The 11,878-nt window shown below is 70.5% G+C and carries 10 protein-coding genes; 9 read left to right on the top strand and 1 reads right to left on the bottom strand.

The window, feature by feature from the left end; all coding sequences use genetic code 11:
- Window positions 1–120: 120 nt before the first annotated feature.
- Window positions 121–366, bottom strand: coding sequence for a hypothetical protein (locus OG734_RS14655; RefSeq protein ID WP_330287934.1), 246 nt, complete (start codon window positions 364–366; stop codon window positions 121–123).
- A gap of 151 nt (window positions 367–517) precedes the next feature.
- Between OG734_RS14655 and OG734_RS14650 the strand changes: the two genes are divergently transcribed.
- The 9 genes from OG734_RS14650 to OG734_RS14610 all read left to right on the top strand — a co-directional run bounded on the left by OG734_RS14650 (window position 518) and on the right by OG734_RS14610 (window position 11,875).
- On the top strand, window positions 518–1,546 hold the full coding sequence (locus OG734_RS14650; protein ID WP_330287933.1) for an alpha/beta fold hydrolase: 1,029 nt from the start codon (window positions 518–520) through the stop codon (window positions 1,544–1,546).
- Between the two features lie 8 nt (window positions 1,547–1,554).
- Window positions 1,555–2,928 carry a DUF3152 domain-containing protein gene (locus OG734_RS14645; RefSeq protein ID WP_330287932.1) on the top strand — a complete coding sequence of 458 codons (1,374 nt, stop codon included), beginning with the start codon at window positions 1,555–1,557 and terminating at the stop codon, window positions 2,926–2,928.
- Between the two features lie 56 nt (window positions 2,929–2,984).
- Entirely contained in the window at window positions 2,985–3,077 is a 93-nt protein-coding gene (locus OG734_RS14640) for an Ms4533A family Cys-rich leader peptide (protein ID WP_319210749.1), read from the top strand.
- 174 nt (window positions 3,078–3,251) lie between these two features.
- Window positions 3,252–4,976 carry an ABC transporter substrate-binding protein gene (locus OG734_RS14635; RefSeq protein WP_330287931.1) on the top strand — a complete coding sequence of 575 codons (1,725 nt, stop codon included), beginning with the start codon at window positions 3,252–3,254 and terminating at the stop codon, window positions 4,974–4,976.
- A 7-nt stretch (window positions 4,977–4,983) separates the two neighbouring features.
- Window positions 4,984–6,030 carry an ABC transporter permease gene (locus tag OG734_RS14630; protein ID WP_330287930.1) on the top strand — a complete coding sequence of 349 codons (1,047 nt, stop codon included), beginning with the start codon at window positions 4,984–4,986 and terminating at the stop codon, window positions 6,028–6,030.
- A gap of 2 nt (window positions 6,031–6,032) precedes the next feature.
- Entirely contained in the window at window positions 6,033–7,031 is a 999-nt protein-coding gene (locus OG734_RS14625) for an ABC transporter permease (protein ID WP_330293658.1), read from the top strand.
- Window positions 7,028–8,677 (top strand): ABC transporter ATP-binding protein, encoded by a 1,650-nt coding sequence (locus OG734_RS14620; RefSeq protein WP_330287929.1) that lies wholly within the window; start codon window positions 7,028–7,030, stop codon window positions 8,675–8,677. Before OG734_RS14625 ends, OG734_RS14620 begins: the two co-directional genes overlap by 4 nt.
- A gap of 208 nt (window positions 8,678–8,885) precedes the next feature.
- Window positions 8,886–10,610: a DUF3492 domain-containing protein gene (locus OG734_RS14615; RefSeq protein ID WP_330287928.1), complete on the top strand. Its 1,725-nt coding sequence runs from the start codon at window positions 8,886–8,888 to the stop codon at window positions 10,608–10,610.
- Window positions 10,607–11,875 (top strand): hypothetical protein, encoded by a 1,269-nt coding sequence (locus tag OG734_RS14610; RefSeq protein ID WP_330287927.1) that lies wholly within the window; start codon window positions 10,607–10,609, stop codon window positions 11,873–11,875. Before OG734_RS14615 ends, OG734_RS14610 begins: the two co-directional genes overlap by 4 nt.
- Window positions 11,876–11,878: the final 3 nt, after the last annotated feature.

Genomic DNA, 11,878 nt, shown 5'->3' with positions numbered 1-11,878 from the left:
TTCGGTAACCCTGGTGTGCGCGGTCAGAGCGCAGAAATTCCTCGACCAGGCGACTGTATGTTCCGGCCTATTTGCTCAAATAGCAATAAATCCTGTGCGGGGTGCGGAGTGCGGGGACGGCTATCGGTAGTCGTCCTCGTCCAGTTTCACGACGCGGGCCTGTTCCGCGAGGTCGGCCTCGTTGGCCCGGTCCGTGTTCTCGCCGGTCAGTGGTGCGTCGTGCTGCGGGGTGACGTCCTGGTGCTGTTCGGCGGCGTCGCCCTCGGGGGCCTCGACGGCGAACTCGGTGGCGCTGTCCTCGGCCTCGTAGTCCTCGGGGTTCCTGATTTCCTCGAAGGTCTCCGGGCCGGTGGGGTCGACGGCCATGCTGGGCTCCCTTCCCGGGGGGTGCGGTTCCCCTACGGGTGCCCTGTTTACGAGCGTAGGAGACACAGGGACGGGATGCCATGCGATCGGGATCGCAGTCTGTGATGCCGAACACACGAACCACTGCGTGATCGTCTCGTAACATTGCCGCATGTCTTCGACCGAGCTGCCGTACGTGCCGGCCACCAATGTGCTTCCCAAGGTGGCGCCCGTCAGGGTCGCCGAGGGCGAGCGGCTGCGCTCGGTCGGTCTGCCGGGACTCACCCTGACCGTGCGGTCGCGGCCCCCCGCGCGCGAGGGGCTGCCGCCCGCGCTGTACGTCCATGGCCTGGGCGGTTCCTCGCAGAACTGGTCGGCGCTCATGCAGCTGAACGACGAGCTCGTCGACAGCGAGGCGCTCGACCTGCCGGGCTTCGGCGACTCCCCGCCGCCGGACGACGGCGACTACTCGGTCACGGGGCACGCGCGTGCCGTCATCCGCTACCTCGACTCATCCGGACGCGGTCCCGTGCACCTGCTCGGCAACTCGCTGGGCGGTGCGGCCGCGACCCGCGTCGCGGCGGTGCGGCCCGACCTCGTCAGGACGCTCACGCTCGTCTCACCCGCGCTGCCGGAGATCCGCGTGCAGCGCAACGCGGTGCCGACCGCACTGCTCGCCCTGCCCGGCGTGGCTCGTCTGTTCACCCGACTGACCGAGGATTGGAGCGCCGAACAGCGCGTCCGCGGGGTCACGGCGCTCTGTTACGGGGATCCTGGGCAGGTGACGCCCGAGGGATTCCGCAACGCGGTCGAAGAGATGGAACGACGGCTTCAACTGCCGTACTTCTGGGACGCCATGGCGCGTTCCGCGCGCGGGATCGTGAACGCGTACACGCTCGGCGGTCAGCACGGGCTGTGGCGCCAGGCCGAGCGCGTGCTCGCGCCGACGCTCCTCGTCTACGGCGGCCGGGACCAGCTCGTCTCCTACCGCATGGCCCAGCGCGCGGCACGCGCCTTCCGCGACTCCCGGCTGCTCTCGCTGCCCGACGCCGGACATGTGGCGATGATGGAATACCCGGAGACGGTGGCGTCGGCGTTCCGCGAACTGCTCGGAGACACGGCCGAGTTGACGGCGGATGCCGGTACTGTGGCACCGAGGACGGTCGGCAGTCGGGCCGACGCCGCGAACGCGGGGAGCTGAGACGCGAGGTGGGACGTCACAGCCGCCGCGGGCGAACCGACGGCAGCGCGAGTACGGGCAACACGGAGAACATCCCTGTGGTTCAACAGGGGCGGCAACCTCAACAGGGTCAGGCGCAGGGGCCGAACCAGGGGCAACGGCGGCAAGAGGCGCCGCGCTTTCCGGTTCCTGACGGCACCCCCGCTCATGGCTTCCCCCGCTTCTCCGAGGGCGCCCCCGCGCATGGGATGCCGCGTTTCCCGGAGGGAACCCCTGCACACGGCTTCCCCCGGGTCCGGGGAGGCGGACACCCCGAGCAGCGTGAATCCGGCGGCGGCTGGGGCGAGTTCGGCGGGCAGGCCGGGGTCGGTCCCGCCATACCGCGTCAGCGTCCCGCGCCCCCGAACGCGCACGGACCCCGACAGGCGTACGTCGATGCCTTCGACGCAGCCGGCCGGCCCGGTGCCGCAGTCGGCGATGCCGACCTCTTCGCGCCCCGCGCCCGGACGCCGCATCCCGCCGACACGCCCGAGACCGCCGACGCGTATGTGCCGCCCGCCGAAGTGGCGGTCAAGGGCAAGGGCGGCAAGGGGCGGGCGTTCACCGGGATCGCGGCTGCCGCCGTCACCACCGTGCTGGCGGTCGTCGTGGCCGGGCAGGTCACCAAGGGTGAGGACGACGGCGGCGGCGTACGGACCCAGACCGCGAGGGGCTCGGGCCAGGACGTACAGGGGTCAGGGGACTCCGCGGCGCGCAGTGACGGCCTTCCTGCCGCGCCCGGTGCGCCGGACGCGGTGACGACACTGACGTACGACCAGAAGATGGCCAAGACGTACGCGCTCGGCGCGGCCCTCAAGGGCTCGGGGAAGTTCGACGCGATCCGCGGGTTCGCCAAGGCGCCGGGGGCCGGGCAGAAGTACACGTACCGGGTGGACGTCGAGCAGGGGCTCGGACTCGACGGGGAACTGTTCGCACAGGCCGTGCAGAAGACGCTCAACGACGACCGTAGTTGGGCCCACAACGGTGGTCGTACGTTCGAGCGGATCTCCTCCGGCAAACCCGACTTCGTGATCACGCTGGCGAGCCCCGGCACCACCGCCTTCTGGTGCGCCAAGTCCGGACTCGACACCACCGAGGACAACGTCTCCTGCAACTCGACCGCCACCGACCGCGTGATGATCAACGCCTATCGATGGGCGCAGGGGTCCGAGACCTACGGCGACAAGATCTACGCGTACCGGCAGATGCTGATCAACCACGAGGTCGGCCATCGCCTCGGATACGGGCACGTGACCTGCGACAAGGACGGTGAACTCGCCCCGGTCATGCAACAGCAGACCAAGTTCCTCGACCATAACGGGATTCACTGCCGGGCCAACCCCTGGCCGTATCCAGGGAGTTGACGCGGGGCTCAAGGGCCACGTTGACATGGGTGGAAAGTTCGTTCATATTTTTGCGCATGTGGTCTAGTCATGCTGTCCGTCGCGCCGCCATCGAGCTGGCGCTGATCGGCGTGACCCCGCTCTGCGTGGCCGACATTCTCTGTCGCTGACACCCGCCCCCGGGCATGCGTGTCGCGACGTTCACCTTTGCCGTCACCGACTGACTTCTGTCATCGGCTGGCGGTTCTCGACGACCTGATGCGACCTGGCGCCCGGGCGGACGTGTGTTCACTTCCGTCTCACTCCTCGTCATTCCGTCTCATCATTCGAGAGGTCGTCTTCCGATGCGCCAACCGTCCGTCAGAGCGCGCCGCGTCGCAGCGGTGTCCGTCAGCCTGTTCCTGGCCGCGGGCGCCGCCGCGTGCGGTCCGAAGGACAACGATGCCAAGGGCGCGGACAGCGGCGACTCCAAGCCGCAGAAGGGCGGCACGCTCACCGTCCTGAACTCCAACCCGCAGGACGACTTCGACCCCGCCCGGCTGTACACCTCCGGCGGCGGCAACGTCCCCTCGCTCGTCTTCCGGACGCTCACCACACGCAACCGCGAGAGCGGGGCGGCGGGCGCGGAGGTCGTCCCCGACCTGGCCACCGACACCGGGCGCCCGAGCGAGAACGCGACCGTGTGGACGTACACCCTGAAGGAAGGGCTCAAGTACGAGGACGGTACGGCGATCACCAGCGCCGACATCAAGTACGGCATCGAGCGCTCCTTCGCCCCCGAACTCTCCGGCGGTGCGCCCTATCTGAGGGACTGGCTGATCGGCGCCGCCGACTACCAGGGGCCCTACAAGGACAAGGGCAAGGGCCTCGACGCGATCGAGACGCCGGACGACCGCACGATCGTCTTTCACCTCGACAAGCCCGAGGGAGAGTTCCCCTACCTGGCCACGCAGACGCAGTTCACGCCGGTTCCGAAGGCCAAGGACACCGGGACGAAGTACGAGGAGCACCCGATCTCGTCGGGCCCGTACAAGGTCGTCAGCAACGAGGGTGACGGCGAGCGGCTGATCCTGGAGCGCAACACCTACTGGTCCGCGGCCACGGACTCGGAACGCAAGGCGTACCCGGACAAGATCGACGTGCGGTCAGGGCTCGACTCGTCGGTGATCAACCAGCGGCTGTCCGCGTCCCAAGGGGCGGACGCCGCGTCCGTCACCACGGACACCAACCTCGGCCCCGCCGAACTCGCCAAGGTCACCGGTGACAAGGAACTGGCCGCGCGTGTCGGCACCGGGCACTTCGGCTACACCAACTACATAGCGTTCAACCCGAAGATCAAGCCGTTCGACAACCTCAAGGTGCGGCAGGCGATCTCGTACGCCATCGACCGTACGAGTGTCGTCAACGCGGCCGGCGGATCGTCGCTCGCCGAGCCCGCCACCACCTACCTGCCGAACCAGAAGTCCTTCGGGTACACGCCGTACGACCACTTCCCGGCGGGTGCCTCCGGGAACGCGGCCAAGGCCAAGGAGCTGCTGAAGGAGGCCGGTCACCCGAACGGTCTGACCGTCACCCTGACCCACTCCGACTCCAAGGACTTCGAGACCAGCCCGGAGATCGCGACCGCCGTCCAGGACTCGCTCAAGAAGGCCGGCATCACGGTGAAACTGGACGGGCTGGAGGACAACGACTACTCCGACACGATCCACGACGTGAACAAGGAGCCCGGGTTCTTCCTCGCCCACTGGGGTGCCGACTGGCCCTCCGGCGGTCCGTTCCTCGCCCCGATCTTCGACGGCCGGCAGATCGTCAAGGACGGCGCGAACTTCAACACCGGCTTCCTCGATGACAAGTCGGTCAATGCCGAGATTGACGCGATCAACAAGTTGACCGATCTTGACGCTGCCGCCAAGAGGTGGGGTGCGCTGGACAGCAAGATCGGCGAGCAGGCCCTGACCGTGCCGCTGTTCCACCCCGTCTACAAGCGTCTGTACGGCAAGGACGTCAAGAACATCGTGATCAGCGACTGGACGGGTGTCCTGGACATCTCCCAGGTCTCGGTGAAGTGACGACGCCGTGAGCGAGGTCCTTCTCGCCTCCCAGGCCGCCGGGACGGGTACGACACCCGTCCCGGCGGCCTCGGGGGCCCGTCAGTTCTGGCGGCGGTTGCGTTCGCAGCGTGCCGCCCTCGTCGCGGCGGCCGTCGTCGCGCTGCTCGTCCTGGTCGCGCTCGGCGCGCCGCTGCTCACCGCGCTCGCCGGCCAGGACCCGACCACCTACCACCCCGCCCTTGTCGACTCCGCGCGCGGAGGTGTCCCGACCGGCTCCTTCGGCGGGATGAGCGGCGACCACTGGCTCGGCGTCGAACCGCAGACGGGGCGCGATCTCTTCGCCCGGCTCGTCTACGGAGCCAGGGTCTCGCTGGGCGTCGCGCTCGCGGCGACTCTCGTCCAGGTGTTGATCGGCGTCGTGGTCGGCATTGCGTCCGCCCTGGGCAGTCAATGGGTTGATCAACTGTTGAGCCGTCTCACCGATGTCATCATCGCCCTGCCGCTCATGATCATGTCGCTGGCCCTGCTGGCGATCGTCCCCAGCAGCTTCCCGCGGCCCGTTCTCGTAGCCCTCGTCATCGGACTGATCGCCTGGGGTGGGGTCGCGAAGATCGTGCGCGCCCAGACGCTCACCCTCAAACAGCTCGACCATGTGGCCGCGGCCCGGCTCAGCGGCTGGGGCCCCTGGCGGATCGCCCGCCGCGAACTGCTGCCCGGCCTCGCCGCGCCCGTCATCACGTACGCAGCGCTTCTCGTCCCGACGAACATCACGGTCGAGGCAGCCCTGTCCTTCCTCGGCGTCGGCGTGAAGCCACCGACGCCCTCCTGGGGGCAGATGATCACCGCCGCCGACGTCTGGTACCAGGCGGCACCGCAGTACCTGCTGCTGCCCGCGGGCGCCCTCTTCGTCACCGTCCTCGCCCTCACCGTCCTCGGCGACGGCATCCGCACCGCCCTCGACCCGCGCGCGGCCTCGCGCCTGCGCGTCGGTACGGGCCGCAGGCGCGAAGCCAAGGCCGCGACGGAGAAGAAGCCCGAGGTCATGGTGGAGAAGAAGGAGGCCGGAGCGTGAACATCTCCGGTTTCGGCGGGTTCGTCGTACGCCGGGTCGTCGGCGCGGTCGTCACCCTCTTCGCCATCTCGGTGATCATCTACGTCGTCTTCTACGTCGCCCCCGGCAACGTCGCCCAGATCACCTGCGGGCCGCGCTGTTCCCCGGCCCAGGTGCACCAGGTCGCCGAGCAACTGCGCCTCGACGACCCTCTGTACCTGCGCTACTGGCACTTCCTGGAGGGCGTCTTCGTCGGCCAGGACTACTCGACCGGTACGTCCGTCGAGCACTGCTCGGCGCCCTGCCTGGGCCTGTCCTACCAGAGCGACCAGCAGGTCACCGAGCTGATCCTGGCGAAGCTGCCGGTCACCGGTTCGCTCGCGCTCGGCGCGATGGTGCTGTGGCTGCTCATCGGTGTCGGCACCGGAGTGCTCTCGGCCTGGCGGCGCGGCCGGCCCACCGAGCGCCTGCTGACCGGGCTCACGCTGGCCGGCACGGCCACGCCCGTCTTCGTCATCGGCCTGATCCTGATGATCGTCGTCTGCGGACAGCTGGAACTGCTCCCGTTCCCGCAGTACGTGCCCTTTACCGACGACCCCGAGCAGTGGGCCTGGAACCTGCTGCTGCCCTGGCTGTCGCTCGCCCTCATCGAATCCGCCAAGTACGCCCGCCTGACCAGGGCGTCGATGCTGGAGACGCTGGCCGAGGACCACATACGCACCTTCCGCGCGTACGGCGTCGGGGAGCCGTCCATCATCGGGCGGCACGCGCTGCGCGGGGCGGTGGCGCCCCTGATCGCCCTGAGCGCCACGGACTTCGGGTCGATGTTCGGCGGCGCGGTGCTCACCGAGACGCTCTTCGGGCTGCCCGGCCTCGGACAAGAACTCGTCGAGGCGGTCAAGGTCGTCGACCTGCCGGTGGTCGTCGGCATGGTCCTGGTCACCGGTTTCTTCGTGGTCATCGCCAATGCCGTCGCGGATGTGCTGTACGCGGTGGCCGATCGACGGGTGGTGCTCGTATGAGCCTGGACAAGGCCTCAATTGAGGCTCCGGCGGAGAACGTGGAGAGCAGTGCTCTTGTGGAGGTCGACGGCCTGACGGTCGCCTTCGGCTCCCTGCGGGCCGTGGACGGACTGTCGTTCCGGCTCGCGAAGGGCGCCGCGCTGGGCCTGGTCGGCGAGTCCGGCTCCGGCAAGTCCACGGTCGCGTCCGCCCTGCTGGGGCTGCACCGCGGTACGGGAGCGGAGGTCGGCGGCACGATCCGCGTCGCCGGAACCGACGTACAGCAGGAGTCCGAGGCCGGGCTACGGCGGCTGCGCGGGGCGAAGGCGGCGATGGTCTTCCAGGACCCGCTCTCCTCCCTCGACCCGTACTACGCGGTCGGTGACCAGATCGCCGAGGTGTACCGGGTGCACACGAAGGCGTCCCGGCGGGCCGCACGCGCGCGTGCCGTCGACGTACTGGACCGCGTCGGAATTCCGGACGCGGTACGGCGGTCCCGGTCGCGGCCGCACGAGTTCAGCGGAGGGATGCGGCAGCGCGCGCTGATCGCCATGGCGCTCGCCTGCGAGCCCGACCTGCTGATCGCCGACGAGCCGACGACCGCGCTGGACGTGACCGTCCAGGCCCAGATCCTCGACCTGCTGCACACTCTGCGCGAGGAGACCGGCATGGGCCTGCTGCTCGTCACGCACGACGTGGGTGTCGCGGCGGAGAGCGTCGACGACGTGCTGGTGATGCGGCACGGGCGCGCCGTCGAGCGCGGCCCGGTCACCGCCGTACTGGGGGCGCCGGCCCAGGCGTACACGCGTGAACTGCTCGCAGCGGTACCGCGCGTAGACGCGCGGCGGGTCCGTGGGGACGCCTCCGGCTCCGAGGAGGTCGTGCTGGAGGCCGTCGGCCTGCGGCACGAGTTCGGGCGTGGGAAGCGGGCGTTCGCGGCCGTGGACGACGTGTCGCTGACCGTTCGCCGGGGCGAGACCCTCGGGATCGTCGGAGAGAGCGGCAGTGGCAAGACGACGCTCGGGCGGATGCTGGTCGGGCTGCTGGAGCCGACGGCCGGTGAGGTGCGCTACGAGGGGCGTGTGCGGTCCGGGGTCGGTCCGGCCGTGCAGATGGTCTTCCAGGACCCCGTCTCCTCCCTCAACCCCCGACGCAGCGTGGGCGAGTCGATCGCCGACCCGCTGAGGGCGCGCGGCGAGAGTGACGAGGGGCGTGTTCGGGGGCGCGTGGGGGAGCTGCTGGAGCGCGTGGGGCTCGACCCGGCGCACTTCGACCGCTATCCGCACGAGTTCAGCGGCGGCCAACGCCAACGCGTGGGCATCGCACGAGCGCTGGCCGCCGAACCGCGTGTCATCGTCTGCGACGAGCCGGTCTCGGCGCTCGACGTCACGACCCAGGCCCAGGTGGTCGCCCTGCTCGGCGAGTTGCAGCGCGAACTCGGCCTCGCGCTGGTGTTCGTCGCCCATGACCTCGCCGTCGTACGCCAGGTCAGCGACCGCGTCGCGGTGATGCGGCGGGGACGGATCGTCGAGTCGGGCCCCGCCGACGAGGTGTACGACAACCCGCAGGACCCGTACACCCGGCAGCTGCTGGCCGCCGTACCCGCTCTCGACCCGGAAATCGCGGCCCGGCGCCGCGCCGCCCGGAGGGAGTTGACCCTGGCGTGACCGCACATGCGTTCGTGACCATGTGTGCGCGAATGATCCCTTAGCGCGACGGAACGCGGTCCGCACGGGAAAGTTACGACCGTTCACCCCTTTTGGTGGTGCGACGGACAACCGTCCGTCGCACCACCGCCATGTCCGCATACGTTCGTCCCGCTGCGAGCCGCCGGGTCAACGGCGGCTCCTCATACGGGAGATCGGGGGTGTGCTCGTGCGCATCGGACTGCTGACGGAGGGTGGCTATCCGTATGTGAGCGGTGACGCCAGACTCTGGTGCGACCGGCTCGTGCGCGGGCTCGGCGGACACGAGTTCGACATCTACGCGCTCAGTCGCAGCGAGCGGCAGGAGGACGAGGGCTGGATCGAGCTGCCGCCGCAGGTCAGCAGGGTCCGGACAGCTCCACTGTGGACGGCCGAGGACGACGGCGTGGCCTACGGCCGCCGTGCACGGCGGCGATTCGCCGAGGCCTACGGGGAGTTGGCCTCGGCCCTGGGCGGCGGGCCCGGCGCGGGAAACGCCGCGGACGGATCGAACGCGTCCACCGCTGAGGCGGACCGTTTCGGCAACGCGCTGTACGGGCTCGCCGAACTCGCCCGCGACGAGGGTGGGCTGGTGGGAGCGCTCCGCTCCGAGGCCGCCGTACGTGCTCTGGAGCGCGCCTGTCGTGCGCCCGGCGCGCAGGGAGCGGCGCGCGAGGCGCGCGTACCGGACCTGCTCACCGTTGCCGCGCACCTGGAACGCGCCCTGCGCCCCCTCTCGCTCGACTGGTACGAGGACGACGGACTCGGCTCGGTCGACCTGTGCCATGCCGCGGCCGGTGGCCCGGCGGCGCTCCCCGGACTGCTCGCCCACCACTTCTCCGGCGTACCCCTGCTGGTCACCGAGTACGGCGTCCCGCTGCGGGCGCACTACCTGGCCTCGGGCGCCGAGGACAGCGCCCCTGCCGTACGGTCCCTGCTCGCGTCCTTCCACGGCAGGCTGGCCTCGGAGATCTATCGGCGGGCCGCGCTCGTCACCCCCGGCAACACGCACACCCGCCGCTGGCAGGAGAGATGCGGGGCCGACCGGGAGAAGCTGCGCACGGTGTACCCGGGCATGGACGCGTCCCACTTCGCGGAGGTGGGCGAGTCGCCGGAGCCCACGGACACCGACACGCTGATCTGGGTCGGCCGCATCGAGCCCGCCAAGGACCTGATCTCCCTCCTGCACGCCTTCGCCGAGGTCCGCAAGGAGGAACCGAAGACCCGCCTGCGCATCATCGGCGCGGCCACGGGAGCCGAGAGTGAGGCATACCTCGGCCACTGCCGGGCGCTGGCCGCGCAGCTCTTCCCCGACGAGGCCGACGGCATTCACGCGGTCGGCGACAACCCGGTGTCGTTCGAGGAGATCGGCGGACCGGAGGCCCCGACGCTCGCGGAGGCGTACGCGGCGGGCGCGGTCGTCGTCCTGTCGAGTGTGGTCGAGGGCTTCCCGATCAGCCTGGTCGAGGCGATGTTCTGCGGACGGGCGACCGTGTCGACCGACGTGGGCGCGGTGGTCGAGATCATCGGCGGTACGGGGCTCGTGGTGCCCCCACGCAACCCGCGGGCGCTCGCGGAGGCGTGCGTGGCGCTCCTGCGCGACCCGGCGCGCCGAGAGCGTCTGGGCGCCGCCGCACGCGCCCGTGCCCTCGAACTGTTCACCGTCGAGCAGAACGTCGAGGCATTTCACGGCATTTACCTGGAGGTCGTCTCGCGCTGCCCGGTCAGCAGAGTGGTTTTCGACGACGCCGGCGAACCGCTCCCGTTCGCCGTCCCGGCGGAGGCCCACGTTGCCGGGCGCTGGACGCAGGCCGGCATAGGCGTGGTGGCCCGGGGCGGGCCCAGCTGGGCGACAGGACGCGCTTCCGCACCGGTACAGGCGACCCCCGTACCGGCCGGGGAGGGCGCGCGATGAGCGAGCTGGGAGAAGTGGACCGTCCCGGGACGCCGGACAGCCCCGGAGCCTGGGACGAACACTCGGAGGAGTGGCTCATGGGCGCCGCGGACACGAACGTACGAGTCACGGAGACGCCACAGACGCTGTCACAGACGTCCACACCCTCCACCCGTGCCGCGCGCCGAGGGACCGGAGACCCCGTGAAGGCGCTCATGCACAGACACCGCGAGCTCTGCGAGCGGGCGGTGGACCCCCTGGAGATCGCCGCCGGCCTGGAGGCCCACGGCGTGACGGACCGAACGGCCGCCCGCTTCCGCCACCGGGACGTGTTCTCCCTGGCCGAGGAGATGTACGCCCGGGTCTCCCAGGACGCGGAAACTGCACCGCGGCCCACCCCGCCGCCCGCCCCCGGCGTACGGGCCGACTGGGTCCTGCTCTCTGTGCTGCCGGGCGCCCTGGGCGCGGCGACAGTGACGGGCCTGCACTTCACCGAGGGCCGGGTCCGGCTGGCCGTGGCGACGCTGGGCGCCCTGACCGTCGCGCTGGCCGTACGCGCGGCACTCGGCCGGGGGCCGCTGAGCGCCAGGACCCATCCGGCGCCCGCAGGCACGTACACGAGCCGCACCCCGGCCTCCACGCGCGCGTGGACCTACTGGCTCCTCGCGTACGCACTCCTGGGCGACGCCCTGCTCACCGCCGCGCTGACGGGCGGCCCCAGCGGATTCCCGGCCGCGGTCCGGGATCTGTCCACCGCCCCTGTACTGGCCCTCACTTTCGCCGTTGCGCCGGCGGCCTGGTGTGCGCACCTCTTCGCAGCAGGAGCCCATCGCAAGCTGGCCGCCAGCCGTGGCCTGGCGGACTTCACGGCAGCCGTGAAACCCCTCCTCCTGGGCGCCTTCGCCCTCTTCCTGTGCATGTCGACAGTGCTCGTGGCGCTCTCCACGACGGTCCTGCACGAACCGGCGGCCTACACCACGACCGTCACCCTGGGCGCCCTGCTCCTGCTGGCCCGCCTCCTCACGGCACACCGCTTCACCCACGCCCCGGCGGTCGTCCTCGGTGTGGCAGCCGCAGCCGAGGCAGTGACCCTGACCACCGCCTTCGCGTCCCACCTCCCCGGCTGCGCCTTCCTGGCCGCCCCGGTGGACACGGTCGTGGCCGCCTGGGGGCCAGCAGGTATACCGGCCGCGGCGTGCGGAGGGGCCGCAGTGGTCCTCCTGCTCCACGCGATCCGCTCGCTGACCAGAGCGTCGGCGCACGCGATGCCGGGTGAGGCCGGATGACGC

This window comes from Streptomyces sp. NBC_00576 (assembly GCF_036345175.1).
In the GTDB taxonomy this organism is placed as follows: domain Bacteria; phylum Actinomycetota; class Actinomycetes; order Streptomycetales; family Streptomycetaceae; genus Streptomyces.
This window is presented reverse-complemented; position numbering and strand designations above follow the sequence as displayed.